General features: G+C 68.0%; 26 protein-coding genes. 14 read left to right on the top strand and 12 right to left on the bottom strand.

Translation table 11 applies throughout. The features are described from left to right. Positions 1 to 720 carry a YoaK family protein gene (locus KY501_RS05625; RefSeq protein ID WP_224361483.1) on the bottom strand — a complete coding sequence of 240 codons (720 nt, stop codon included), beginning with the start codon at positions 718 to 720 and terminating at the stop codon, positions 1 to 3. A 274-nt stretch (positions 721 to 994) separates the two neighbouring features. Here KY501_RS05625 and KY501_RS05620 point away from each other — a divergent pair, with 274 nt between their 5' ends. Next, the gene (locus tag KY501_RS05620; protein WP_224361482.1) at positions 995 to 1,852 is read left to right on the top strand and encodes a carboxypeptidase regulatory-like domain-containing protein; all 858 of its coding nucleotides are present in this window, start codon (positions 995 to 997) and stop codon (positions 1,850 to 1,852) included. An 18-nt stretch (positions 1,853 to 1,870) separates the two neighbouring features. Here the strand turns inward: KY501_RS05620 and KY501_RS05615 are convergent, their stop codons facing one another. Together KY501_RS05615 and KY501_RS05610 are read right to left on the bottom strand one after the other, a co-directional pair. Next, positions 1,871 to 2,215: a histidine triad nucleotide-binding protein gene (locus KY501_RS05615; RefSeq protein WP_224361481.1), complete on the bottom strand. Its 345-nt coding sequence runs from the start codon at positions 2,213 to 2,215 to the stop codon at positions 1,871 to 1,873. Positions 2,216 to 2,274: 59 nt separating this feature from the next. After that, positions 2,275 to 3,750, bottom strand: coding sequence for a glycosyltransferase family protein (locus KY501_RS05610; protein WP_224361480.1), 1,476 nt, complete (start codon positions 3,748 to 3,750; stop codon positions 2,275 to 2,277). A gap of 50 nt (positions 3,751 to 3,800) precedes the next feature. Between KY501_RS05610 and hprK the strand changes: the two genes are divergently transcribed. Both hprK and rapZ read left to right on the top strand, forming a co-directional pair. Then, positions 3,801 to 4,775 carry an HPr(Ser) kinase/phosphatase gene (gene hprK, locus KY501_RS05605; protein ID WP_224361479.1) on the top strand — a complete coding sequence of 325 codons (975 nt, stop codon included), beginning with the start codon at positions 3,801 to 3,803 and terminating at the stop codon, positions 4,773 to 4,775. Then, a complete protein-coding gene (gene rapZ / locus KY501_RS05600) occupies positions 4,772 to 5,635 on the top strand; it encodes an RNase adapter RapZ (protein ID WP_224361478.1) in 864 nt (287 codons plus the stop codon). Before hprK ends, rapZ begins: the two co-directional genes overlap by 4 nt. 15 nt (positions 5,636 to 5,650) lie before the next feature. Here the strand turns inward: rapZ and KY501_RS05595 are convergent, their stop codons facing one another. After that, on the bottom strand, positions 5,651 to 6,301 hold the full coding sequence (locus KY501_RS05595; protein ID WP_224361477.1) for a class I SAM-dependent methyltransferase: 651 nt from the start codon (positions 6,299 to 6,301) through the stop codon (positions 5,651 to 5,653). Positions 6,302 to 6,560: 259 nt separating this feature from the next. On the opposite strand from KY501_RS05595, the gene KY501_RS05590 reads away from it, so the two are divergent. The 11 genes from KY501_RS05590 to ptsP all read left to right on the top strand — a co-directional run bounded on the left by KY501_RS05590 (position 6,561) and on the right by ptsP (position 18,688). Continuing rightward, positions 6,561 to 8,123 (top strand): methyl-accepting chemotaxis protein, encoded by a 1,563-nt coding sequence (locus KY501_RS05590; RefSeq protein WP_224361476.1) that lies wholly within the window; start codon positions 6,561 to 6,563, stop codon positions 8,121 to 8,123. 93 nt (positions 8,124 to 8,216) lie between these two features. Further along, positions 8,217 to 10,871, top strand: coding sequence for a TonB-dependent receptor domain-containing protein (locus KY501_RS05585; RefSeq protein WP_224361475.1), 2,655 nt, complete (start codon positions 8,217 to 8,219; stop codon positions 10,869 to 10,871). Then, the gene (locus KY501_RS05580; RefSeq protein WP_224361474.1) at positions 10,871 to 11,827 is read left to right on the top strand and encodes a hypothetical protein; all 957 of its coding nucleotides are present in this window, start codon (positions 10,871 to 10,873) and stop codon (positions 11,825 to 11,827) included. The genes KY501_RS05585 and KY501_RS05580 overlap by 1 nt, the downstream gene beginning before the upstream one ends. Before the next feature lie 82 nt (positions 11,828 to 11,909). Then, positions 11,910 to 12,908, top strand: a complete 999-nt coding sequence (locus tag KY501_RS05575) for an SPFH domain-containing protein (protein ID WP_224361473.1) — start codon at positions 11,910 to 11,912, stop codon at positions 12,906 to 12,908. A 7-nt stretch (positions 12,909 to 12,915) separates the two neighbouring features. Then, positions 12,916 to 13,836 carry a diacylglycerol kinase catalytic domain-containing protein gene (locus KY501_RS05570; RefSeq protein WP_224361472.1) on the top strand — a complete coding sequence of 307 codons (921 nt, stop codon included), beginning with the start codon at positions 12,916 to 12,918 and terminating at the stop codon, positions 13,834 to 13,836. Positions 13,837 to 14,149: 313 nt separating this feature from the next. Continuing rightward, positions 14,150 to 14,572, top strand: coding sequence for a PTS sugar transporter subunit IIA (locus KY501_RS05565; protein WP_224361471.1), 423 nt, complete (start codon positions 14,150 to 14,152; stop codon positions 14,570 to 14,572). Positions 14,573 to 14,605: 33 nt separating this feature from the next. After that, complete coding sequence (locus tag KY501_RS05560) at positions 14,606 to 15,091, top strand: PTS sugar transporter subunit IIB (protein WP_224361470.1); 486 nt, start codon at positions 14,606 to 14,608, stop codon at positions 15,089 to 15,091. A gap of 4 nt (positions 15,092 to 15,095) precedes the next feature. Further along, complete coding sequence (locus tag KY501_RS05555; protein ID WP_224361469.1) at positions 15,096 to 15,812, top strand: PTS sugar transporter subunit IIC; 717 nt, start codon at positions 15,096 to 15,098, stop codon at positions 15,810 to 15,812. After that, a complete protein-coding gene (locus KY501_RS05550; RefSeq protein WP_224361468.1) occupies positions 15,809 to 16,579 on the top strand; it encodes a PTS system mannose/fructose/sorbose family transporter subunit IID in 771 nt (256 codons plus the stop codon). Before KY501_RS05555 ends, KY501_RS05550 begins: the two co-directional genes overlap by 4 nt. Before the next feature lie 25 nt (positions 16,580 to 16,604). Further along, entirely contained in the window at positions 16,605 to 16,883 is a 279-nt protein-coding gene (locus tag KY501_RS05545) for an HPr family phosphocarrier protein (RefSeq protein ID WP_224361467.1), read from the top strand. Positions 16,884 to 16,921: 38 nt separating this feature from the next. After that, positions 16,922 to 18,688, top strand: coding sequence for a phosphoenolpyruvate--protein phosphotransferase (gene ptsP / locus KY501_RS05540; protein WP_224361466.1), 1,767 nt, complete (start codon positions 16,922 to 16,924; stop codon positions 18,686 to 18,688). Positions 18,689 to 18,718: 30 nt separating this feature from the next. Here ptsP and KY501_RS05535 read toward each other — a convergent pair whose 3' ends face one another. The 8 genes from KY501_RS05535 to KY501_RS05500 form a co-directional block, all read right to left on the bottom strand. Beyond that, positions 18,719 to 18,871 (bottom strand): hypothetical protein, encoded by a 153-nt coding sequence (locus KY501_RS05535; protein WP_224361465.1) that lies wholly within the window; start codon positions 18,869 to 18,871, stop codon positions 18,719 to 18,721. A gap of 345 nt (positions 18,872 to 19,216) precedes the next feature. Next, entirely contained in the window at positions 19,217 to 20,305 is a 1,089-nt protein-coding gene (locus KY501_RS05530; RefSeq protein WP_224361464.1) for a hemin-degrading factor, read from the bottom strand. A gap of 24 nt (positions 20,306 to 20,329) precedes the next feature. After that, on the bottom strand, positions 20,330 to 21,895 hold the full coding sequence (locus tag KY501_RS05525; RefSeq protein WP_224361463.1) for an HmuY family protein: 1,566 nt from the start codon (positions 21,893 to 21,895) through the stop codon (positions 20,330 to 20,332). Between the two features lie 27 nt (positions 21,896 to 21,922). Next, the gene (locus KY501_RS05520) at positions 21,923 to 23,842 is read right to left on the bottom strand and encodes a TonB-dependent receptor plug domain-containing protein (RefSeq protein ID WP_224361462.1); all 1,920 of its coding nucleotides are present in this window, start codon (positions 23,840 to 23,842) and stop codon (positions 21,923 to 21,925) included. Between the two features lie 87 nt (positions 23,843 to 23,929). Beyond that, positions 23,930 to 24,139, bottom strand: coding sequence for a hypothetical protein (locus tag KY501_RS05515; protein WP_224361461.1), 210 nt, complete (start codon positions 24,137 to 24,139; stop codon positions 23,930 to 23,932). Positions 24,140 to 24,253: 114 nt separating this feature from the next. Then, on the bottom strand, positions 24,254 to 24,694 hold the full coding sequence (locus tag KY501_RS05510; RefSeq protein ID WP_224361460.1) for a c-type cytochrome: 441 nt from the start codon (positions 24,692 to 24,694) through the stop codon (positions 24,254 to 24,256). 92 nt (positions 24,695 to 24,786) lie between these two features. Then, positions 24,787 to 24,993 (bottom strand): hypothetical protein, encoded by a 207-nt coding sequence (locus tag KY501_RS05505; protein ID WP_224361459.1) that lies wholly within the window; start codon positions 24,991 to 24,993, stop codon positions 24,787 to 24,789. Beyond that, on the bottom strand, positions 24,993 to 25,682 hold the full coding sequence (locus tag KY501_RS05500; protein ID WP_224361458.1) for a DUF1775 domain-containing protein: 690 nt from the start codon (positions 25,680 to 25,682) through the stop codon (positions 24,993 to 24,995). Before KY501_RS05500 ends, KY501_RS05505 begins: the two co-directional genes overlap by 1 nt. Positions 25,683 to 25,789: the final 107 nt, after the last annotated feature.

Raw genomic sequence — 25,789 nt, 5'->3', positions numbered from 1 at the left:
TCAGGTGCCGCGAGTCACCGGCGCATAAGCCCCGGCCGGGCTCATGTCGAGCACCACCAGCAGCAGCAGCACGCCACAGGGCATGGCCATGGCGGCCGGGCCGAACCGGAAGAAGAGCAGGGGTCCTCCCGTGCACCCGAGCAGGAACGACGTGGCAAGCCCGAGGTGCAGCCGGGTGCGAGCGAACTGCTCGGCCGTGGGCAGCCTGCGGATCATCCACAACAGCCCGCCCAGCCCGTGGCCTCGGGCGCCGTCCCGCACCCACGTCATCATCTTCACCAACTGGATGCCGATGTCCGTGACGACGCCCGTCATGTGCGTGGTGCGCACCACCGCGCCGGACACGCGGGTGACGAGCGCGTTCTGGATGCCCATGGCGTACGCCATGCCCCAGAGCACCGTGGGCTCGTTCGCCGTCGGGTGATGGAAGGACCACATCCCCACGGCCGCCAACGTCAGCGCCTCCACCAGGAGCGCCATGGCGTGCCGCCCGCGGTTGCGCTGGCGCGCCACATCCATCAACACCGTGGCCGTCATCGCCCCGAGCAGGAAGGACAGCACGAGCGTGCCGGCCGAGGCGGCCAGTTCCCACTTCCCATTGGCCAGGTACTCGCCCACGTTGGCCAGGTTGCCCGTCATGTGCGAGGTGTGCGTGCCCACCTCGAAGAAGCCGATCGCGTTGACGGAGCCCGCCACACTGGCCAGCAACAGGACCAACAAGGAGTATGCGCGGCGGCTCGCCGGCGAGATTTCGCTGCTGGAAAAGGGCATGGAACCGAGGCTTGCGGCGGGTGCAATGCTAACAGTTGCGCGCCCAACATCGCCTCCCGGTGAGCAGACAGGCGGGGGATGGCTCTGGCGCCTTCTCGGAGGAACCGATATCTCCTCCCTGTTGTTGCAGGTCAAAGCGTGCGGTACCGGACTCGGAGACGAGCGAGGAGCGTGCGCCTGGAGCCCGAGGCCGGTTCGGGGCGTCCAGCAAGGGTAGAGGGGCATGCGCAGGTATCTCGGCAGGGTGTGGGTGTTCGTGGTGGTGGCCGCTGCCGTGGGCCTGGCGGTGTACGGCCGGGCGGAGCAGCAAGCGCTCCGGCAGATCGTTCCCCGAGAGCCGGCCGAGGCCTCTCGAGAGCCGTCGCGCGTGGAGTCGCTGGGGCTGCCCTCAGGCCCGCCGGGCGAGGTGCGGACGCTCCCTGTCGCCGAGACGGCCAGCGAGTCGGACGGGCTGCTGGAGCTTCGAATCACGTCCGCTGGACTGCCCGTGCCCCGCGCGCAGGTGCGCCTCTATCGACGGGATGGGCGCATGCCAGAGACGAGGAAGGTGGACTGGCGTGTCGCGGGCGCGGGCGCCACGGGGGATGACGGGCGCTTGTTGATGCCCGCGTTGGCCGGCTCGTACCTGGTGGTGGTGCGGGCCGAGGGACTGGCTCCCGCATGGCTCAACCTGATGCATCCGCTGGGTGTGCCGCGCACGCCGGTGAGCCTGCGGCTGGAGGAGGCGACGCTCTTCACCGGACGGACGGTGCTGCAGGGCTCGGGGAGGCCACTGCCTGGGGCCGAGCTGACGCTCACTCCGGACGTGAGTCCCTGGGAGGGCGAGGAACTCGCGGACGCACCCGCGGAGGAGCGGGTGACGGTGACCACCGACTCGGAGGGCCGCTTCCGGTTGGAAGGGCTGGCCCCCGGCGTCTACACGCTGGAGGGGCGCTCGTCGGGCTCCTCGTACCCGCTTGAGTGGACCGTCCGGCTGCCTCAGTCCGAGCCCCAGGTGCTGGCGTTGCCCAGGCCCACGGGCGAGAAGCGCACGAGGACTCCTCAGCGGCAACCCTCGAAGGAGCTGCGCTGTGGCATGTGAAGGGCAGAGGCCCGAGGCCTATCCCGGCGGCCAGCCCATGGGGCGGCCCGCGACCAGGTGCAGGTGGATGTGGAACACCGTCTGGCCAGCGTCCTCGTTGCAGTTCATCACCAGGCGATAGCCCTTCTCGGAGTGGCCGCGCTCCTTGGCCACCTTCGCGGCGGCCGTGTAGAGGTGCCCCACCGTCTCCCGGTCCTCCATCGTCACGTCGTTCACCGTGGCGATGTGCTTGAGCGGGACGAAGAGCACGTGCGTGGGCGCCTGCGGGTTGATGTCCTCGAAGGCCAGGCACACGTCGTCGCGGTAGACGATCTTCGAGGGGATCAGACCGTCTCGAATCTTGCAGAAGAGGCAGTTGGACATGGGGAGGGCTTAGCAACCCCCGGTGCGTCTGTGAACGGCGTCGCGCACGGAACGTCCGCTCAAGGCAATCGCCAGTTGTAGCCCGGGTCCGGCGTGCAGGTGTCGCGGGGCAGGCGCACCAGGAGGAAGCCCTGATCCTGGGCCACCTCCTGGCCACCTCCGGTGCCCACCTGCGGCCCGGTGATGACGTAGTTGAACAGGCCCGAGCCCCGGTCCGGACCCTGGAACCAGTACAGGGGCACATTGCGGTGGAAGTAGCTGTAGCCCCCGGTCCAGGCAATGTGCGCGGGGGCCTCGATCTTCAGCCCGCATGCGTCCTTCTGCTGGCCCGCCACCTCGAGCAGCCGGTTGATGGGGCCCGAGTCGTCATAGGCGCTGACCTGGGGCCGCGTCTGCTCGTACTGGCCGATGTCCCCGAAGGTGAGGTTGCTGGCGAGCACGGCCGAGCCCAGCCCCATCGCCGCGACGATGAGGGCCAGGCCGGCGCGGATGCGGAACGTCTTCCACTCGCCCAGCACCACGTCCAGCCCCACGCCCGCGAGCGCGGCGACGAGCGGGAACAGCGGGATGAGGAACCGCAGCTCCTTGTGAGGCTGGTAGGCGTGGAGCACGTAGAAGACGATCGCGAGCAGCGCCAGACCTCGGGCGCGCCACAGCGCGAGCAGGCTCAGCCCCACGGCCACCAGGGTGACCCCCTTCATCGCTCGGAGGAGGACGAGGGCGTAGTACTCGAAGGGAGCGGTGCCCCACTGGTTGCCGCCCTGCTGGACGAAGTTGAATTCCAGGTACACACGAGCCGAGTGGAACCAGCTTCCCCACGTGAGCCGGTCCAGCAGCCCGAAGAGGAAGGCCCACACGGTGAGCAAGCCGAGCGCGAGCCCCGCATCGCGCCACTGCCGCCGCGCCGCCAGGAGAGCCACCAGCCCCACGCAGAAGATTCCATTCTGCAGGCGCAGCATCACCGCCAGCCCCAGCAGTGAGGCGCTCACCACGAGTACCCGCCGGGACGCGCCCGGAGCCAGCGCGAGCGCCAGCCCCCACACCACGGGCACGGCGGAGGCGTTCTCGCTCATGGCCCGAGGAGAGAAGTAGATGGCCACGGAGCTCAGGGCGACCAGGGAGGCGCCTGCGGCGGCGGCGAGCGGAACGGCGCCATGGCTCCGGGCCAGCCGGTAGCTGCCCCACGCGGCGCCGGTGCCCAGCAGGGCGAAGACGCACTTGATGAACCCCAGGTAGCCGGCCGGGGTGTCCAGCCCGAGCCCTCGGGCCAGCCCCATGAGCCCGGCGACCAGCCCAGGGAGCGCCCAGTTGCGCGCTCCGGCAATGAACTCCCAGGCGACCAGCCCGTAGCCGAAGACGAGCCGGTGCGCCGGCTCCAGGCTCTGGTACACCTCGTCCGGCCAGTAAATCCCGTCATCCGTCAAGGCCAGCTTGACCCTCAGGGTCGCCCCGAGGAGGAGGGCCAGGGCCAGCAGGCCCCGGGCGAGGGTCGGCTCGAGCGAGGGGGCTTCAGGAGGAGGAGGGGTGGGCGACACGTCGAGCGGGCACCTCAAATGGTCCGCCGGGTGATATCCAGTTCCTGACGATGAGCACAACCCGCACCATTCGTGTCTCGGCTCTCCTCGAAGCCCAGCAGGACTATGACCTCAAGCTCACCCTGGTCGCGGGAGAGCGGGGGCTGAACCGCATCCTCAACTCGCCACGCATCCAGAAGCCTGGGCTGGCCCTGGCCGGCTTCACCGAGCACCTGCACCCGCACCGGGTCCAGGTGTTCGGCAACACGGAGATCTCCTACCTGCGCACGTTGCCCGAGGAGCGGCAGCGCGACGTCCTCATGCGCCTGTTCAACGAGGCGCTGGCCTGCGTGGTGGTCACCAAGGACCTGGAGCCGCCCAAGGTGCTCATCGAGGAGTGCGAGGCGTCCGGGTTGGCGCTGATGAAGACGCCGCTGCTCTCCAGCACGTTCATCCAGCAGGTGCAGTCCTTCCTGGAGGAGGCGCTCACGGAGACGAGCAGCCTGCACGGCGTGCTCATGGATGTATTCGGCGTGGGCATCCTGCTGCTGGGCAAGAGCGGCATCGGCAAGAGCGAGATCGCCCTGGACCTGGTGATGCGCGGGCACCGGCTGGTGGCCGATGACATCGTCGATGTGGCGCGCCGCAAGGGTGCCGTCTACGGCGCGGGCAACCCGGTCATCAAGCACCACATGGAGATCCGGGGCCTGGGCATCATCAACATCAAGGACCTGTTCGGCGTGTCGGCGGTGCGCGAGCAGAAGAAGATCGAGCACGTCATCGAGCTGCAGGAGTGGGACCCGAACCAGGAGTATGACCGGTTGGGGGTGGAGGACCGGTTCCTGGACATCATCGGGGTGGACGTGCCGCTGTCGGTGGTGCCCGTGCGTCCAGGCCGCAACATGGCCACCATCATCGAGGTGGCCGCCCGCAACTACCTGCTCAAATTGCAGGGCCACCACTCGGCGCGGGAGTTCGCCGAGAAGCTCAACAAGGCTATCGCGGACGGTGCGATGCGTCGTACTCTGGGAGAAGAGGTCGAGTGAGCGCCCCCGCCAAGCACATCGTCATCATCACCGGCATGTCCGGTTCGGGTAAGTCCACGGCCATCCGAGCGCTGGAGGATGCGGGCTTTTTCTGCATCGACAATCTGCCGGTGTTGCTGCTGCCCAAGCTCACGGAGCTGGCCGGCAGCGGGCAGATCGAGCGGATGGCGCTCGTGGTGGACGTGCGCGAGGGCGTCTTCCTCAAGGAAGCGCCGCGCGTGCTGGACGAGGTGCGCCGCGCGGGCCACCAGGTGGAGGTGCTCTTCCTGGATGCGAGCGATGACAGCCTCATCCGCCGCTTCAGCGAGACGCGCCGCCGCCACCCGTTGGCTCCCACCGGGGCCGTGGCCGACGGCATCGCCGCCGAGCGTGGAAAGCTGAAGGATCTGCGCGAGCTGGCCGACCAGGTCATCGACTCGTCCGCGCTGAACGTCCACGACTTGAAGCGCATGGTGCAGGGGCGCTTCAGCCCGGAGCCGGCGACGGGGCCCTCGCTGTCGGTGATGTCGTTCGGCTACCGGCACGGAGTGCCGCCGCAGGCGGACCTGGTGCTGGACGTGCGCTTCCTGCCCAACCCCTACTTCGTGCCCGATCTGAAGGGGCTCACGGGGAAGAACCCCAAGGTGGCCGCGTACGTGCTGGACCGCGAGGAGACGCAGCAGTTCCTCGAGAAGGTGGTGGACCTGTGCCGCTTCCTGTTCCCGCGCTACCAGAAGGAGGGCAAGGCGTACCTCACGGTGGCGCTGGGGTGCACGGGCGGCAAGCACCGCTCGGTGGCCATCGCCGCTGAGCTGACGCGGCGGCTGCAGGAGGAGATTCCCCGCATCCAGCTCTGGGACCGCGACATCGAGAAGGAGTAGCGCGGCGCTCGGGGTTCAGCGCCGTCCTACGTCCCACCAGCCGAAGTACATGGTCCGCTGCTCGGTGAGGTGCACCCAGCCGGGCGCGTGCGTGTAGCTGTGGGGCTGCAGGCCCGCCGTCGTGAGCGCCGAGGCCGTCTCCTCGAAGGAGGGGAACGTCACCCAGACCGAGGGCCCCGCCGTCTGCACCTGCCTCCGGGGCATCTCGTGCCCGTCCAGGCCCTGCCGGCGCTCCAGCACGGTGAACAGCATCCGTCCCGATGGCTCGAGCGCGGCGGAGAGGTGGTTCAGCACCAGGCGCAGGTCATCGCAGAAGTCCAGGCAGCCGATGGCCAGCACCACGTCGAAGCGCCCCAGCTCCTGGGGAACGGGCTGGTGGTAGCTGTGCACGTGCCACGTCCCCGAGGGCCGGCCCTTGCGAGCCAACTCCAGCATCTCCGGGGACAGGTCCAGCCCCACCACCTCCACGGAGCCCTCCAGCGTTCGCGTGAGCAGCCCGGTGCCGCACCCTACGTCGAGCACCCGGCAGCCAGGCGTCACCACCTGCTCGAGGAATCGCTCCACCCGGTCCTCGTAGCGGTGCAGGGAGGGGAAGAGGACCTCATAGGCGGGGGCAATTTCCCCGTACACCTGTCGGACGCTCTCTTCGTTCCTGGGGGGAGCCATGGGGGGCGCACCTTAGTCCCGCGGGGTTTTCCAGGAGAGTGGCCATCGTGCGGACCCCGAGGTCTGCCTTCTAGAGCGGCACTACGCTCTGCGTTGGACTGAGCTGCCCGAGCACCTCTATCCCCGGGAAGAGACGTGGACTCCCGGCCAGGGAGGAGGCATGCCTACAGGGGTAGCAGCCCTACCTGTTGCATCCCCTCCCCTGTCCGAAGGACGCTGGGGCCTAGGAGGAATGATGAGGGCCAGTATCGGCCGACGAATGTACGTATCCTTCGGGCTGCTCGTGATGGCATTCGCTGTGCTCGGGGGGGCGCACATCGTTTCGTCGTACCGGCTTGCCCGTGGTGTGGAGACTTCGCTGGAGCGCTCCTTTACGGTGGCCACGGCGCTCTTCGAGCTGAGGACGATCCATCAGCAGACCACCGTCTTGTTGTCCTCGAACGGCAAGGGCGCATCGGCCGAGTCACCGGAGGCGCTCGACGCGCTGGAGAAGAACTTCGGGACGGAGATCGGCTCGCTGCGTTCGATGGGCTATCCGGCGGATCGACTCGCTGATGTGCAGGGGCGCTTCAAGGAGGCCTTGCGCCTGGGTCGCCATCTCCTGGCGACTCCGGGGACCGAGGCTTCCGAGGAGGAGTCCACGCGCTTCCACGAGCAGACGCGGGTGCTGGAGCAGTTGCTGGAGTCCATGGCGCAGGAGGAGGCGGACCTGGTGCGCACGTCCTTCCGGGAGCTGCGGCTGAACTTCCGGCGGGGCGCGTGGATCTTCGCGGGCGGTGTGCTGGGCTGCATCACCGTGGCGCTGCTGCTGGCGTTCGGGCTCCGGCGCTCGTTGGTCCACCCGCTTCGAGGCCTGACGCGGGCGGCGCACGAGATCAGCCAGAACGGAGACCTGACGCTCACCGTGCCGGTGCGCTCCGGAGACGAGGTGGGTCAGCTGGCCGATGCGTTCCGCGAGATGGTGGAGCGCCTGCGGACCATCCACCACGAACTGCGCGCCTCGGGCGGCACGCTGGCCAACTCCTCGGCGAAGATGCGCCGCTCGGCGGAGCAGCAGCAGGAGACGGTCAGCAGCCAGGCCGCGGCGCTGCACCAGACGCGCCTCACGGTGGAGCAGTTGCGGGAGACCTCCTCGATAGCGGCCCAGACGGCTGGCTCCGTGCTGGAGGTGGCCGAGCGGGCCGACACGCTGGGCCGGGCGGGTGAGGCCTCCATTGCCCTGGGGGTCTCGGGCCTGGCGGACATGGGCACCCAGGTGCGGGAGATCGCCCAGCGCATCCGCGACCTCGGGGCGAGTACTCAGCAGATCGGTGCCATCACCAAGACGGTGAAGGAGCTGGCGGACCGCTCGAACATGCTGGCGCTCAACGCGGCCATCGAAGCGGTGCGCAGCGGCGAGCACGGCAAGGGGTTCGGCGTGGTGGCGCGGGAGATTCGCTCGCTCGCTGACCAATCCATTGAGGCCACCCTGAGGGTGCGGGAGATCCTCGACGCGGTGGCGCGCGCGGTGACGGAGACGGTGAGCATCACCCAGCGCAACGCCGAGCGCATGCAGAGTGGGCTGGAGCAGGTGCAAACCACGGGTGAGCACTTGCGGGAGCTGTCCACGCTCATCCGCGACAACACCACGGCGGTGCGGCAGATCGTCGCGGCGGTGAGCCAGCAGGACCTGGGCATCACGCAGATCCTCCTGGCGGTGACGGAGCTCGCCACGATGATGCAGGACACGGAAAAGGAACTCGACACCACGAAGAATTCGGCGGTGATGCTGGACGAGGTCTCCCGGAAGCTGACCGAGGTGGTGACCCGCTATCGGGCGTGAGCTCGTGCTTGACGGGGGGAAAACCCATGGACCACCATGAGCGCCCTCGGGCCGGCCAATGCTCATACAGTGGTAAGAGCACCCTCTCTGACCATGCTCATCCATCGATGTCGTCTCGGGCTCCGCGTCGGGCGGGCCCCGGTTTGTCTGCTCCTGCTGGCCAGTGTGCTGCTGGCGGGAAGTGCGGGCGCCTATGAAGGTGCTGGACTCCAGCGGGAGCAGCAGGACGCGGGAGTTCCACCTCCCGCTCCGCAGCTGACGAAGGCGCCGGAGCTGCTCAAGTTCGTCGAGGCCACCTATCCCCCGGAGGCACTCGCGCGGGGCGAGTCGGCGGAGGTGGCCTTCTTCATCGACATCGATGAGACGGGCAAGGTGAGCCAGGCGGAGGTGACGCGCTCGGCGGGTCCCGAGTTCGACGCGGCGGCGCGCGAGGCCGTGCTGCAGCTCGAGTTCTCGCCGGCCGAGGTGGATGGGAAGCCAGCGCCGGTGCGCATCGAGTACGTCTACCACTTCGTTCCGAAGCCGCCGCCACCGCCCGAACCGGAGGCCGTGGTCGAGAAGCCCGTGAACTTCAAGGGCCGGGTCGTCGAGCGAGGGACGCGGGAGCCGGTGGCGAACGCCACGGTGTACCTGCCCGAGCAGGCGCTCAACGCGGAGACGGCGGCGGACGGCAGCTTCGAGATCCGCGGGGTGACACCCGGGCGGATCAAGGTGGAGATCTCCGAGCCGAAGCACAAGAAGTTCTACACGATCGAGGAGGTGCGCGAGGGCGAGGTGACCGAGCTCACCGCCTACATCTGGAAGAAGATCGAGAACGGCTTCGAGACGGTGGTGGTGGGGGCTCGGGAGAAGAAGGAAGTCGCCCGGCGCACGCTCCAGAAGGAGGAGGTGCAGAGCGTTCCGGGCACCTTCGGTGATCCGCTGCGCGTGCTGCAGAACATGCCCGGCATGGCTCGTGCGCCCTACATCTCGGGCGCGCTGCTGGTGCGAGGCGCCCAGCCGCAGGACACCCAGGTGATGATCGATGGGGTGCCCATCCCGCTGCTGTACCACTTCGCGGGAGGTCCCTCGGTCGTCAACCCGTCGTTCATCGATCGGATCGACTTCTTCCCGGGAGCGTACGGCGCGAAGTACGGGCGAGCCATCGCGGGCATCGTGGACGTGGGGACGCGCCCGCCCGAGCCGAAGCGGCTGCACGGCCAGGTGGACATCGACCTGTTGGATTCGGGCTTCTACCTGGAGTCGCCGATCAGCCAGACGAAGAACTACGGGACGTTCGCGATCTCGGCGCGGCGCAGCTACATCGACCTGTTGCTGCCGCCCATCCTCGATGCCGTCCGCGAGCCTGGGCAAGCTTCGACGGTGGCCTCGCCGTACTACTGGGACTACCAGGCGCGCTATGACTTGAAGCTGGGGAAGGACCAGCTCGGGTTCGTGGCGTTCGGTTCGAGCGACCTGCTGTCCCTGTCGCAGAGTGGCTCGGAGGAGACGCAGCCCTTCTCGCTGGACACGCACCAGGCCTTCCACCGCTTCCGCCTCACGTGGAGCCGGTTGACGGATTCCGGCTGGCGGCTGTCCGCGGCGCCGACGGCGGGCCTCACCCTCTTCAACTTCAAGATTGGAGACCAGTTCAAGGGTGGCATTACGTCGCCCGACGTGAACGTACGAGCGGCGGCCGAGAAGGAGCTCATGAAGGGGCTCACCTTCGAGACGGGCCTGGACCTCAACGCGTCCTTCTACAAGGTCGGCTTCGAGTTCCCATCCGTGGCGAGGCCGGAGGACTCCGGGCCGCCACCGCCCACAGTGATCAACCAACATGTGGACGTCGTCACCTACGCGGCCTACGCCGAGGCGGTCTGGTCGCCCATCGAGCACCTGAAGCTCGTCCCGGGGCTGCGCTTCGAGGGCTACCAGCTCCCCGGAGGCTTCCGCCCATCGCTCGAGCCTCGGCTCGCGGCGCGGTACGAGGTGAACGAGGCGCTCACCGCGAAGGCCGCGGTAGGCCTCTTCCGGCAGGCCCCACAGCCCGGCGAGATCGCGCCCACGTTCGGCAACCCGGACCTTGGGTTGCTGCGGAGCCGGCAGAGCGCCGCGGGCATCGAGTTGAAGCTCACCCCAGCGGTGCTGCTGGACTTCCAGGGCTTCTACAACTGGCGCGATCGGCTCGTCGTCGAGTCCGAGGACTACGTGGAGCGCAACGGCGAGCGGGAGCCCGAGATCTACAACAACGACGGGCACGGCCGCGCGTACGGCATCGAGGTGATGCTCAAGCACGAGCTCACCGAGCGCTTCTATGGATGGGTGGCCTACACGCTCTCTCGGTCGGTGCAGTTCGACGACGACACGCGGGCATACGTCCCGGTCGAGTACGACCAGGCGCACATCCTCACGGTGGTGGGCTCCTACAAGCTGCAGAACAGCTGGGAGGTGGGGGCACGGTTCCGCCTCACCACGGGACGGCCGGAGACACCGGTTCAGGGCGGCACCTTCAACGCGGACACCGGCAGGTTCTTCCCGCTGGAGGGAGCGCCAGGGTCCACCCGAGGGACCGTCTTCCACCAGTTGGACTTGCGCGCCGAGCGGCTCATCACCTTCGAGCGCTGGCGGCTGTCCTTCTACGTGGACGTCCAGAACGTCTACAACTCCGCGAACGCGGAGGGGACGCTCTGGGATTACCGGTATCGCGAGAACGCTCCGCTGCGGGGCCTTCCCTTCCTTCCCACCTTCGGCGTCAAGGGGGAGTTCTGATGTCTGCCCGTCTGAAGATGTCCCTCGTGTCGCTCCTGGCGCTGACGGCCTGCTCCTATGATTTCGAGAACTCGAGCGAGGTCCTCGACCGCCGCATCCTCGCCGTCCAGGTGGAGCCGCCGGAGCTGGTAGGTGGGGCGGCGCTGCCCGACTCGGTGCAGGCGCGCGCGCTGGTCGTGGATCCCGCGGATCCGAACGCCATCACCGAGGTGAGTTGGTCGTCCTGTCTCTTCCCGCCGCGCTCCAACGCGGGCACGGGCGAAGGGGAGAACAAGCGCTGCTCCGAGAGTGAGGCCGTTCTCCTGCAAACGAGCGGCAGTGCCCCGATCACGTCGGTGGAGCAGAGCATCCCGGTTCCGGAGGACGTGGTGGGAGTGCTCGCCGCGGGAGTCGATGTGCCTGCCCCGCTGCTCCAGGTGCAGGTGGAGGTCGGCTCGGACAAGGGCAACCTGGTGGCCGTCAAGGAAGTCGCGGTGAAGCCGGTGCTGCCCGAGGGACAGGAGCCCAACCGGAACCCGGTGGTGAAGGGGCTCACGCTGGAGGGCACCGACTGGCTCCCGGACACTCCGAGGACGGTCAAGTACGGGGACTGCGCGGAGGAGGACAAGAAGGAAGTCGAGGCCGAGGACGGCGAGACCCTGGTGAAGGTCTGCCAGCACGACATGGAGCCCGTCTTCGACGACTCCGAGGCCCAGTACTACGAGGACCGTGGCTTCAGTGGGAAGCCGGAGCTCCAGCGCGAGCGGCTGAGCTTCTCGTGGTTCACGGACTCGGGCTCCTGGCGCCGGGGCACCACGCAGCAGTACGACCCGAGAGACCCGTCTCCCGACAACGTCGGGCCGAAGACTTCCTGGAGGGAACCTCCCACGAAGACGGGCCGGGCGACCGTCTGGGTCGTCGTCCGGGACGGGCGCGGCGGCGTCACCTGGCTGCGGCGCGAGCTGATCATCGAATAGCCGGCCCGGCGCATGATGGTGTTGCGTCCGTGTTGAGTCGACACTAAGCTTGGTGTCGAAGATACACGGAAAGGAGCGGGCCATGCCCATCCGGTACATCAAGGCGGCGCCGACGACGTACGTCATCCAGTTCCAGGACGGGAAGGTGAAGCGGGAGGGGCCGGGGTTGTCCTTCCTGTATTGGGCGCCGACAACAACGCTGGTGGGGGTTCCGCTGGCCAGCGCGGACGTGCCCTTCGTCTTCAATGAGGTGACGCAGGACTTCCAGGCGGTGACGCTGCAGGGGCAGCTCACCTACCGGGTGGCGGACCCGAAGCGGCTGGCCTCGCTGCTGGACTACTCCATCTCGCCTGCGGGGAAGTACCTCTCCAACGATCCGGAGAAGCTGGAGGAGCGCCTGGTGCAGGTGGCACAGGTGCGCGCCCGCACGGTGGTGCAGGGCATGGGGCTGCGTGAGGTGCTCGGGCGCTCGGAGGTGGTGGAGGGGCAGGTGCTCGGGGCGCTGGCGGACTCGGAGGCCATCCGCCTGCTGGGCGTGGAGGTGATGGGGTTCGCGCTGCTGTCGGTGCGGCCCACGCCGGAGATGGCTCGAGCCCTGGAGGCCGAGGCTCGTGAGGGGCTGCAGCGCCGGGCGGACGAGGCCATCTACGCTCGCCGCAACGCCGCCGTGGAGCAGGAGCGCCGCATCAAGGAGAGCGAGCTGAACACGGAGCTGGCCGTGGAGGAGAAGCGGCGGCAGATCCGCGAGGCGCAGATGTCGGCGGACATCGCCGTGGAGGAGCAGCGCGCGGCGCTCATGGAGCGCTGGACTCAGAACGAGCGCCAGGCGGCGGATGCGCGTGCCTACGCCTTGGAGAAGGTGTTGGCGCCGGTGCGTGATGTGGATTGGAAGACGCTCATGGCGGCCAACGGTGGAGGGAGCGATCCGAAGCTGAATATCGCGCTGGCCTTCCGGGAGATGGCGGAGAACGCGCAGAAGATCGGCGAGCTGAACATGTCGCCGGAGCTGCTCAGCGGGCTGCTGGGCCCCTCGCAGCGAGAGGCGCCCGCCGAGCCGCCGCGCACGCGGGCCCAGAAGTGAGGACGCCATGTACGAGAAGATCGTCCTCGTCACGCGGAAGACGCGGCTGGCGGAACTGGTCGAGCGGCTGAACACCCGAGCCCAGGCGCGCTTCTACCTGGAGCACGCCGGGCAGGACTTCGAGGACTACGCCCGGGAGGACGACACCTACCGGCGGGCGCTGGACGGGCTCCATGGCGCCCTGTCGTTCGGGTTGCCGGTGCAGCAGGTGGATCGCTCGCTGGTCCCTACCTTCCTCTTCTCCGGCAAGGAGCTCGTGGTGGCAGTGGGGCAGGACGGGTTGGTGGCCAACGTGGCCAAGTACGTGGACCGCCAGCCGCTGGTGGGCATCAACCCGGATCCCAGCCGCTTCGACGGCGTGCTGCTGCCCTTCGGCGTGGACGAGGCGCGCGGGGCGGTGCGGCGGACGCTGGAGGGCCACGCCCGGATGCGCGAGGTGACACTGGCCCAGGCCCGGTTGGAGGACGGACAGCGCCTTCTCGCCTTCAATGACCTCTTCCTGGGGGCACGCACCCACGTCTCCGCCCGTTACACCCTGCGCTACGACAGGGTGGCCGAACCCCAGTCCTCCAGCGGCATCATCGTCTCCACCGGCGCGGGCTCCAGCGGCTGGCTCTCCTCGGTCTTCACCCTGGCCCAGGGGCTCACCTCCACCACCGGCGGCGTGCCAGGGAAGACCTGGCGGATGGGCTGGGAGGACCCCCGGCTGGCCTTCGTGGTGCGTGAGCCCTTCGTTAGCCGCCACTCCTCGGCCAGCCTGATCAGCGGCTTTGTCACTCCCGACTGTGAGCTGATGGTCGAGTCCCGCATGCCCTCGGGAGGCGTCATCTTCAGCGATGGGGTGGAGGAGGACTTCCTGGCCTTCAACGCGGGCGCTACCGTCCACGTCTCTCCGGCCGCGCAACGGGCCCGACTCGTGGTGTCCTGAGGTACACCGTCCGGCTGCCTGCCCGCCGGCCAGACGCCGCGTGCGGGCCGGAAAATTGCCCACGCGCAGCATCTTTAGTCATGTCCCGGCATCTATCGAATGTGGGAAGCTGAAGTCATGCTCCCCCGTCCGGTGGGCGACGGCGCCTTTCTCACCGGCCGAGGAATCATGGGCGCGCAGCCGGGGTCGGTCTTACCTTTCGAGACAAGAGGGTAGGGCGAAGCTAGTAGCGGGACGCGGAACCTTTCACCGGGGTTGCACGTCGTAGAAATCAGGCGTAGACCGCAAGCCCGGGGGGTGGTGAGGAGTGAATATGGTCGGCCTCGTCGTCGCATCTCACGGGCGTCTGGCAGAAGAACTGGTTGCCACCGCCGAGCAGATTGTGGGCAAGTTGCCCTCTGTGGCCACGTGTAACATCGAGCCAGGCACGTCCGTCGAGGACCTGCGGGCGAAGATGAAGCAGGCGGTGGCCAAGGTCGATGACGGGGAAGGTGTCATCGTCATGGCCGACCTCTTCGGAGGTACCCCTTGCAAGGAGTCCCTGATGATGTGTCAGCGGGGAAACCTCGAGGTGCTTGCTGGCGTCAACCTCCCGATGATTCTCAAGGCCAACTCGCTGCGCGGCGAGCAGCTGCCGCTGCCGGAGATGGCCTCCCTGCTGGCCTCCTATGGTCAGCGCAACATCACATGTGCCTCTGCTCTGCTTCGCGAGGCGCAACAATCGCCGCGAACTTGACGCCAGAGCGCCGCTAGGCGATTCGAGACAACCGTGATCACCCTGGTCCGGGTCGACAACCGCCTCATCCATGGACAGGTCGTCGAGGCCTGGCTGCCGCACCTGAAGGTGCAGCGCGTTGTCGTGGCCGATGACGAAGCCGCCTCCAGTCCGCTCATCCGCGCCGCCATGGCGTTGGCGGTGCAGAGCGCCATTGAAGTGCAGATCCTCCCGTTGGCGCAGGTGGACTTCGCCGCGCTGACGAAGGACGGGGTCCGCACGCTGGTGCTGCTGAGGGATGTGGTGGCCGTGCCGTTCGCCTTCGCGCACGGGCTGGCCATGGATCATTTGAACCTGGGCAACGTGCACTTCGGAACCGGGCGCCGGCAGGTGTCTCCGTCCGTCTTCCTGGCGGAGGCGGAGGTGCAGGCGCTCCAGGGGCTGGCGGAGAAGGGCGTGCGCGTGGAGGCACGGGCGGTGCCCTCCGAGAAGTCCGTGGAACTGGGAGAGCTGACCGAGCGCTGGGCAAAGGGCGGGTGAACCCGTGAGCGTGGTCTGGACCCAGGTGCTGCTCGCGGGGCTCTGGGGCGGCGTGGTCGCGGTGGAGCGCAAGGCGTTCCTCCAGGCCATGCTCTCGCGGCCGCTGGTGTCCTCCACCGTCATGGGCGCGCTGCTCGGGGACGTGAGCGCTGGCGTCTACGTGGGCATGCTGCTGGAGCTGTTCTACCTGGGCACCGCCAACCTGGGCGCCTCGCTGCCGGAGAATGACACCGTGTCCGCCACGGGTACGGCGGCGGCGGCGGCCACCATGGCGGCGGCCACGGGCTCGGGCTCCACTCAGGCGCTCTGGGCCATCTCCGTGCTGCTCTTCATCGCGCTGGGAAGGGCCGGGCGGCTCGTGGATCGGCTGCTCGAGGGGTACATGGCGCGGTTGGCCCGCGTGGCGCTGGCCTCGGCCGAGGCGGGCAACCTCTCGCGAGCGGTGCGGCAGAACCTGTGGGGCATGTGGCCGCACTTCGGCGTCTATGGGGTGCTCACGTCGGCGTGCGCGCTGCTGGGCTTCTTCATCGGGCCGCTGGTGGAGCGGCTGCCGTTGGATCTGCTGCGCGGGCTGGCGTGGGCGTTTCCGGCCATGGCCTCGGTGGCGGCGGCGTTGGCGGCGCAGGGCAGCCACGCCAAGCGCGCGCCCCTGTACGCGGGGCTGGGGGCCACGGTGGTCACCCTGGTGGTCATCTTCTTCATCCTGCAGGAGCGCCGGTGAGCACCGCTCCTGCCCCCACCCTGAGCCGGGCCGTGCTGCTGCGCGTGTTCCTGCGCTCGCTGGCGCTGCAGGCCTCGTGGAACCCGAAGGGGATGCAGAACCTGGGGCTGGTCTACAGCCTCTTCCCGGCGCTGGAGCAGCTCTACCCCGACAAGAAGGAGCAGGAGGCGGCGGTGCAGCGCCACCTCGTCTTCTTCAACAGCCACCCGTACGTGGCGGCGGCCATCGTCGGTGGGGTGCTCAACCACGAGCAGCGCATCGCCCGGGGCGAGGAGACGCCCGATAAAGTCGTGGCCTTCAAGACGGCGCTCATGGGCCCGCTGGCGGCGCTGGGGGATGGGTTCTTCTGGCTTTCGCTCAAGCCGGCGGTGGGCGCGGTGTGCGCCGCTCTGGTGCCGGTGCTGCACGCCTGGGCCGCGTTGCTGTTCCTGTTCCTCTACAACCTGGTCCACCTCTACCTGCGTGCCCGCTTTTATATGTTGGGCCTGGCGCTTGGTGACAGGCTGGTGGAGGCGGTGGCTCGGGCCAACCTGCCCTCGAGAGGGGCTCGGTTGCGCTCGGTGGCGGCGGCGAGCGCCGGGGGCCTGGCTGCCTGGCTCGCGGTGGATCTGGGGAGGACGGCTGGGGGAGACCATGCGCCCTGGCTGGTGGCTGGCTGTCTGGCGTTGGGGGTGGTGTCCTACGTGCTCGTTCAACAGCGGGTACCCAATTACGTCGTGCTGTACCTTGCCGCGGGGTTGGCGTGCGCGGCGGGAGCCTTTCTCTAGATGAAGAGGGGGAGTGGAGCCGCACATGGCTAACGTCGCTGAAGGCACGTACGAGATCATCAACGCACTGGGCCTGCATGCCCGGGCGGCCGCGCAGCTGGTCAAGGTGGCCAACCGCTACAAGTGCGAAACGACCATCGAGCACCAGGGGCAGAAGGCCAATGCCAAGTCCATCATGGGCGTGCTCATGCTGGCGGCGGGGCAGGGCTCGAAGGTGAAGCTCATTTGCAAGGGGGAAGACGCGGAGACCTGCCTGGCGGAGATCGTCAAGCTGATCAACGACCGTTTTGGAGAGGGCCAGTAGACTGAGAGGTATGTTCCCACCCAGGTGAGCGAGAGACCGTGAGCACGCCAGGCACCCCTACCCTGAACCTGAAAGGCATCGGCGCTTCGCCCGGCGTCGGGGTCGGGCACGCCTTCATTCTGGACCGCAAGAGGGTGCGCACGCCCAAGCTGCGGCTGGCTGAGGCGGAGGTGGAGCCCGAGCGCATGCGGATGCGCACCGCGTTGGACCTGTCGGACCGGCAGCTGGCCGAGCTCAAGGAGCAGATCACCCGGACGGAGGGGCATGACCACGCGCTCATCCTGGAGGCCCACCGGTTGATGCTCCACGATCCGATGCTCGTGGACGAGGTGGACAAGCTCATCGTCGAGGACCGCATCAACGCCGAGTGGGCGGTGCGGCGGGTGGCGCGCAAGCTCAAGCACCTGTTCGACAACATCCCGGATGAGTACTTCCGCGAGCGCCGCTCGGACGTGGACTATGTGGCGGACCGGGTGGTCCGCAACCTGATGGGCCAGGTGGTGGACGAGGAGGTGGAGATCCCCGCCGAGGCCGTCGTCGTGGCGCACGACTTGTCACCGGCGGACGCGGCGATGATGGCGCGCAGCGGGCGGGTGGCGGGCTTCATCACCGACCTGGGCGGGCAGACGAGCCACACGGCCATCGTCGCCCGGGCCCGCGAGACGCCGGCGGTGGTGGGAGCGGGCAAGGCCAGCGAGCAGATTTCCCCGGGAGACCTGGTGGCGCTGGATGGCTCGAGCGGCGTCATCCTGGTGAACCCCACGCCGGATCAGCTGGCGCTGTTCCGAGAGGCGCAGCGGGTGCAGCAGGCCAGCGAGCAGCTGGCGCTGCGCACGAAGGATCTGCCGGCGACGAGCGTGGACGGCTTCCGCATCCGGCTCTACGGGAACATGGAGTTCCTGGAGGAGATCCCCTCGCTGCTAGCGCATGGGGCGGAGGGCATCGGCCTGTACCGCACGGAGTTCATGTTCCTGGACCGGAAGACGGTGCCCTCGGAGGAGGAGCACTACCGGGCCTACAAGCAGGTGCTGGAGGCGATGGGCGGGCGGCCGGTGACGATCCGCACATTGGATCTGGGCGGGGACAAGGTGCCCAGCAAGGTGAAGCACGAGAAGGAACCCAACCCCGCGATGGGCCTGCGAGCGATCCGCTACTGCCTGGCCAACCGGGAGCTGTTCCGGGCTCAGTTGCGAGCCCTGCTGCGAGCCAGTGCGCACGGCAACTTGAGGCTGATGTTCCCGCTCATCTGTGGGATGAGCGAGCTGCGGGAGGCTCGGGCGGAGTTGGAGCACTGCCGCACGGAGCTGAGCCGCGCGGGTGTACCGTTGGGCAAGCGGTTCCCCGTGGGCATCATGGTGGAGACGCCCAGCGCTGCGTTGATCGCGGACCGGCTCGCGCAGGAGGCGGACTTCTTCTCGGTGGGGACGAACGATCTCATCCAGTACACGCTGGCGATCGACCGCCAGAACCGGGAGGTGGCTTACCTCTACAAGCCGCTGCACCTGTCGGTGCTGCGGTCCATCCAGAACATCGTTGGCGCGGCGAAGGCGGCGGGTATCTCAGTGTCCATGTGCGGCGAGATGGGGGGAGATCCCATCTACGCGCTGGTACTGCTGGCGCTGGGCTTTGACGAGCTGTCGATGACGTCGGGACAGATTCCGGTGGTGAAGAACATCCTGCGCAACTCCAGCCGCGCGGAGGCGCAGACGCTGCTCAACGCCGCCATGGAGCTGACCACGGCGGAGGAGATCGAGCGCTACATTCGCACCGAGATGGAGCGGCGCTTCATCTCCGCGGAGCCCTGAGTGGCGAGGCCACCTCTACCGAGAGGTGGCCTACTTCTGGATGGAGAGGATGAGCCACCTGCGGGTGTCGATGGCATAGACCGTGGGGATGTCCGCGATGGGTGGCCCCTCCAGGTTGCGGCAAGCATCCTCTCTGACGGAGAAGCTGACGAGCATGACGCCTTCGGAGATGGGGGCCGCCATGACGTCATAGGACTCTCGTTGCGTGGCACATACCTCCGTTGGACTGGCGTCACGGGGTGGCTTCATCCACCGTGGAAGGAAGTCTTCCATGGCGAGAGTGATGGCGGCTGCGGCGGCACCTGATACGGACTGCCGGTCTTGCTCCGGGAATGTCGCGGGGAATCGATACTGCGAGGCTTCCTCTGGCGGAGCATGCGGCGGTCGCGGATGGAAGAGGGAGCAACCGGAAAGAGTGAGGCAGAGCGACAGAAGCGCGAGACGTCGCATGTCTTCTCCAGGCAGGACATTCAGCGTTGCCCCTGTACACTCAGGCGCACCGCCTGTCCTTCACCATGTGCTGGCGCCTCACGGGAGTTCTTCGGGAAGCGCGAGCTTGCGAGCCAGCTCCTCCGTCAGTGCGCGCCAGGAGGAGAGTTCCGGCTGCCCCGACTTCCGGTTGCCTGACAGCAACGCGAGGGGCTCTCCCTCCGCGTCGAACAACTCCACGGAGGTGACGACGCCATCCACCGTGGGCTTGCGGACCACCCACGCGGAGGCAATGGGGTCCGTACGCACGTGCAGCTTGAAGCCCGGATCCTGCACGCTCAGCCAGGCTCCCATCGAGCGAACCGTCTGCACATGTCCCAAGTGGCTCTGGATGGAGCCGCGGTTCCCCACGGAGATCCGCAGGGAGATGCCCCGGTCCCGAGCCCTTTCGAGCGTCCAGAGCAGCGCGCTGGGATCCACCGCCCGTGCCAGATCCGAGCCGACGAGCCGCAGCGCCTGCACCCGGGTGACCTCGAAGCGCCGGAGCATCCAGTGAAAGGCCTGGGTGTCCCTGAGCGCCAGCCAGGCCCTGCGCAGCCCCTGCACGTCCACGGCGATGTCCGGGAGCGGCGTGGCAGCCAGTCCTCGCGGAGACAGCCCGAGCCGTGGAGACTGTTCGCCGCTGGCGAACTCCGCCACCAGCCTCTCGAACGCAGCGATGTTGCTGCCTTCCTCGAGGACGATCCGATGGATGGCAGCTCCGGCCTCGTCGAAGAACTGGAGACTCCGCCGGCCGTACTTCGATTCACCCTCCTGGAATGCGAAGGCGTGGCGCCAGTGCGAGAGGAACAGGCGCAGCTCGAACTCCTCTCCCAGGAATCGGGCCTCGCTGCCCTGGGCTTCCAGGTGCCGGTAGACGCCTCGCTTCTCGTGGACGGCGAACGCATTGCGCGTGAGCGCCACCACAGGCCCCAGCGACTTCAGCAGGGGCAGGAGCTCATCGAAGCGGTTCTCGAGCCGGACGCAGCTCTCCCCCACATGGAGGGCGAGCAGCTCGGCCTCGCTGACGCCAGACGCTTCCGAGGTGTCACCGGCCCGTGTCCCCACCGCGACCGGGCCCGGAGCGGGCCGAGGTGGGCGAAGCGGCGTGGGCTCCGAGCTGCTGTTCGGGAAGGGAAGGATGGACATGGGACACCTGGAAGCCGACGTCTGTCAGAAGGAGGTGCGGGCAGGCCCGGTGTAGGCGTACTCGAGAGTGAAGTGGCCGTCCGCGTAGGAGACGATCCGCACCTTGGCGAAGGCTCCCTCCACCGTCTTCACCAGGAAGATGGAGGCCTTCGGCGTCACCACGTGCGTGTTGATGTCGTAGTCGTACCAGTCGTTGAGGACCGGGTTGCCCGAGGCCTCCGAGCCCGAGGGACCCGGCACCGGCATCATCTGGTCCTCGACGTACGTGCCCTCGTCAGCCGTGGTCACCTCCGCGAGCGAGGTGGCCTGGGTGAGCAGCGCGCCCGCGTGGGCCGTGCCGCTCGTCCCGCTGTTGGTCTGGATCCACGTGCGCCGGAAGGCGATGTCCCAATCCGAGGACGCCGTCTCCGCGGTGATCGCGGCGGCCGTGCCTCGACCGAACTTCACGCCCACGAGTTGCGTATCCAGGGAGGCGTCCACGGCGAGCTGCACCACGGCGACCTGGCGGGGAACGGACGTGAACCGGACCGTGTACTTGCCCGAGCTGTACGAGGTGATCTGCAGCCGCGCGTAGTCGCCGCTGGCGGTCCGCACGAGGAACACGCGCGCCTTCGGCGACACGACGTGCGTGTTGACGTCGTAGTCGTACCAGTCACCCAGCACGGCGTTGAGCGAGGCCGTCCCGCTGTTGGGAGGTCCCTGGATGGGCTGCTCCGTATCCGCCACGTAGCCCACGGTGGGCGCATGTTGGACGGCCGTGAAGTCGGTCTGCTCCGCGATGCGCGCTCCACCGAGCCCCGGCCCGCTGGAGCCACCGTTGGTGCGGAACTGCGTGCGCCGCACGGCCACATCCCAGTCCTTGGAGCTCTCGGGGGTGGCCACCTGCACCACGCCGTGGTCCACCTGGAGGTACACCCACGCGTTGGAGTCCGAGGCATCCACCTGCAGCTCGCCCGCGGACGGCGGCTGCACCGGTCCCCACCGCAGCTTGATCATCGCGGGAGTCCCAGCCGAGTCGTAGTAGTCGAGGAGCTGCACCTTGAAGTAGGCGCCCGCGTCCGTCCGGACGACATAGATCAGCTCGCGCGCGGTGAGCTTGTGGTTGGAGGGGTTGTAGATGTACCAGCCGTCACCCTCCTCGAAAGCGGTGCTGTCCGCCGCCGAGTCGGTGGTGTAGCCGGCTGCGGGCGCCTGGGTCACCTTGTCGAAGGACACGCCCGAGAGGATCGCCACCTCGACGGAGCCCGTGCCGTGCGCACCGCCGCGCAGGCGGATGTGGAAGCGCTGGAAGGCCAGGTCCCACTTCTGGTCCTCCGCGCCGTTCGCCTCACTGCGCTGATCCAGGTCCAGTCCAATCCAGGCTTCCTGGCGGGTCGCATTCACCGTGGTGGTGAAGGAGCCATCCCCGTTGTCCACGTGGGTCAGGTTCGGATCCGTGGATGGGTTGTTCGGGGTGTCCGGGTTGTCGGTGGCAGGAGGCTCCCCGGGATCCGGCTTGAGATCCGGGCCACAACCCGCCATCCATCCCGCGAGGATCAACGACGGGACGACTCGAAGGAAACGGGGAAGAGGGAAGGACAAGACACGCATGCAAGGCTCCATGGAGGAGGAAAGGGGTTAGAGCTGGACGGAGATGCCCAGTTGGAAGGTGCGCGGAGGAATGGGCAGGTCATCCGGGTTGCCTGCTTCCAGCAGGTTGGAGCCCGCCACGAAGAGGCGGAATCCGGTGAAGAGCTCCTCCGTCACCCGCGCATCCAGCGTGACGTAGGGGTCTGCCTTGTAGGGATCGGCGACGCCATCGCCGTCCACGTCCGGGTAGAAGGGGCGGGAACCCACCAGGGCCCCGCGAGCCCAGGCCTCGAGCCGCCAGGGCCGGAAGCGCCACTTCACCTGCGCAGTGAAGCGATGCCGAGCCTGGCCCTCCAACGGTTCGCCCGTGGTGCGGTCCTTGCCATCCGTGAGCGTGTAGCTCGCGTCCAGCAGGAGGCCGCCCGGGATCCGCTGGCGCAGGCCGATCTCGCCGCCGCGAATGCTTGCCCGCTCCAGGTTCGTATAGACGAAGTGCTGGCCTTCCGTGTCCTCGCTCAGGGAGACGGAGATCATGTCCCGCAGCGAGTGATGGAAGGCGCTGACCCACAGCAGCGAAGGGTCGAAGGGCCGGACCTCCATGGACACGTTGAAGCTGCGCGACCGCTCGGGCTTCAGGTCCGGATTGCCGTTCACGGTGTAGCCGACACTGGGGTTCTCGAAGTCGAGCAGCAGCTCCTGGAAGCTGGGAGCCCTCAGGCCCCAGCCATAGCTGGCTCGGAGCGTGAGCCTCGACAGCGGATCCATTTTGAGCGCGAGCCGCGGCGTCACGGCCGGTCCGAACTGCGAATCCACATCCAGGCGCGCCCCTGGAACGACCACCAGATGCGGATGCGAGAGCACCGACCAACTGTCCTGCGTGTAGAGGGACGCACGGCCTCGCTGACCGCTCTTGCCCTCCAGCCGGTCCGAATGGAGATGCTCCCCGAGTACCTCAACGCCCGCCAGGAACGCATGCTGCTCACCGAAGCGCGTTTCGAGCTGCCCGTTCACCTGGGCGATCTGATCGCGCGTGTCCTCCACCGAGTCGAGCGCGGACGCCTGACGCTGGTCGAGCACATAGCGTCGCTTGAACCCCGTGTAGTACCCCTCCGTGCGCAGCGTCGTCGTGTCCCCGAGCCGCCACGAGGGCGCCACCCGCAGCCGGAGCTCGTCGTCGCGGCTGGCTCGGTCGAAGGTGGCTCCCGTGGACCCCAGGTCCACGCCGCGCTGCACGCGCCGTACGTAGGACACGGTGCCCGTCAGTTCCCGGTTGTCTTCACCGCGGAGATCCCCACGCGCGGAGACCTGGAAGCCCGAGAGGCTGCTGCCGGTGGTCCCGATGTCCGAAGAGTCCAGATCATAGGAATCGCGGCGCTGGACGCCTCCACTCACACGCAGCCCCCAGCCTTCGCCCTGGGCCTCGCCCGTGGCATCCACGTCGAGCTGCTGGAGGCTCCCATAGGTGAGGCGGAGATCGGCTCCGAGCGGCTTGTGGGCGCGACGGGTGATGAGGTTCACCACGCCGGCCACGGCGTCGCTCCCGTAGAGGACCGAGGAGGCGCCCTTGACGATCTCCACCTGCTCGATGTCCTCGAGCGAGAGCCGGGACAGATCGATCGCGCCATTCACGCGCCCGGTGACGCGCTCTCCGTCCACCAGCACCAGCGCATACTCGGGACCGAGCCCCTGGAACTCGAGGGTGGCGCCCGAGAAGCTCTGCTGCACCTCCAGGCCCGGATGGGCGGCGAGCAGCTCCGCGACGTTCTGGGCCCCGCTCGCCACGATGTCCGCTCGGGTGATGACCTCGGTTGCGACCGGGACGTCCTCCAGCCGCTCGGGAGTACGGGAACTCGTCACCACCGTCTGCAGGGGCTGATCGACTCCGCCGTCGGCGGCCGAGGGCTCCTCGCTCCATGCCACTCCGGGCGCGGCGCAGGCCGCGATCAGAAACCACCAACGCCAGGACATCCTGTGTTCTCCAGTATGTGTCCAGAAGTCCCCTCGGGGAGGACCTGTGGGGCTCGGGGCTCGAAGGCCGCTGGCCTCAGGAATGAGTCAACCGCGAGGACGCTGCTCCGGCACTCCGTGCTCCAGGGGCACCGCTTGATCAAGGGGCATGGCCTGCTCCAGCGGCACCAGTTGGGTCCGATGGCACCGCCGGCACTTCAGCTCCACTCCCCCGGGCACCAGCCGCGCGAGCAGGCTGCCGCACATGCAGCGCACGTCGTCTCCGTTGGACTCAGGACCGCAGCAGATGTCCCGCATGACCGACCCCCGGGTTTGAGTGGGCAAATATGGTATTGATACTGATTATCAAAGTCAATGAATGTGCGTGCCGCAGCCGATCGGGTCCGGATCAGCGCGGAAGGGGGGCTTCTCTCAGGGAGCGCCGCAGGCCAGCCACTGGCCCAGGGTCGCGCGCTCCTGCTGCGTGGGCTGGGGGCGGTTGGCGGGGGGCATCTCGGTGTTGGTGGCGCCGGGGCCCGCGGCGGCGTGCGTGTCGATGCGCTCGATCTGGGTGCGCACTTCGTCCAGGGTGTCGAAGTTGACGGCCAAGGGGGCGCCCTGGCGCGCGACGCCCGTGGCGGATGCGCTGTGGCAGCTCAGGCAGTAGTCCTGCAGGAACGCGGTGCCGAAGTTCTGGGCCGTGGGGGCGTTGGAAGTCGGGCACGTGGCACCCGTGGCGGTGCCTCCGTGTTCGTGCTCGTGCTCCTCTTCCTGTTCGTCACTGCCACCGCAGCCACCGTCGTCCGAGTGCCCGAGGCACAGCACGGCAACGAGGGCGAACGAACCCAGACGCGAGAGGACACGGAAGGTCATGATGGAGGGACTCTGCGGCATCCCTCCAGACCCCCCGTGCGGCGAAATGTCGCAGGGTTCGAGCGGCGACGCGCCGCGCCATCGAGTGTGCGCTAGCGAGCGAACCCCGGAGGCAGGAGCTCGCAGGGGAGTTCTCCCTTGGGAGGAGTCGCGAGCGCCGTGGGTTGGTCGAGACACGCGGTGGGTTTGTCGTCGCCGGGAGGAGGATTCTCCTCGGGGGGCGGATCATCCTTGCAGGAGGCCGCCACGAGCGGGACGAGGAGCACCAGCCACCGCGCCCTCATGAGTGCGCGTCGCATCAGTACTTCACCCAGATCTCGTCGTTGGCCTGCAGGGCGGTGAGCGGGGTGACGCCCGAGGTCGTCCCGGCGAGCTCCGTGGTGCTCGGGTTGGAGCTGTAGGCCGAGGTGCCCTTCCAGACGATCTGCGCATCCGAGAAGTAGGCGCTCAGGTCGGGGATGGCGGCGGGCACGGTGAACTTGTTCCATCCGGGCTTGCGGGCTGGGACGATGACGAGCGCGGGAGCGGGCTCCGGCGCGGGCGCCGCCGGCGTGCCGACCCACTCGGCCGTGGAGATCGTCCCATCGCTCTTCTTGCACGTCTGATGGGTGGGGAAATACAGGGTGGTGAAGGGTTGGTTGGGGACCTTCAGCCGTACCTTGAGGTTGTAGAAGCTGATATCGCTGTCGAGCAGATCCGGGTCGGCCTTCTGCCAGACAATGGCAGTCACGTTGCCCGCCGCGTCCTTCTCGATCGAGATCTTGCCAAAGTCGCTCGTCTCGGGCCGTACGGAAGTGACACCCGCGGGGATCTCCACCTTGACGCTGTATGTGTCAGCCCCCTCGCACCCGTGGCCCACGCCAAAGGTGATCTCCTGCGTCGTATTGGCAAAGCCCACGCCCGAAGCCACGGAGATGTGAGCACTGGCCATCGCTGGTGCCAGGAAGAGTCCCGTTCCTGCCAGCAGCGCCCCGACTGTCTTTTTCATGGCGATTCCTCTCTTGGAGTCCGCGCGCATCTTGCGAGGGAATGCAGGGAGTCCAATGAGGCAAATTGTCGCATTGGGGAGAGCCAGCGCTGCTCATAGGGTGGCCT

The organism is Hyalangium versicolor (assembly GCF_020103695.1).
GTDB classification, from domain to species: Bacteria; Myxococcota; Myxococcia; order Myxococcales; family Myxococcaceae; genus Hyalangium; species Hyalangium versicolor.
This window is presented reverse-complemented; position numbering and strand designations above follow the sequence as displayed.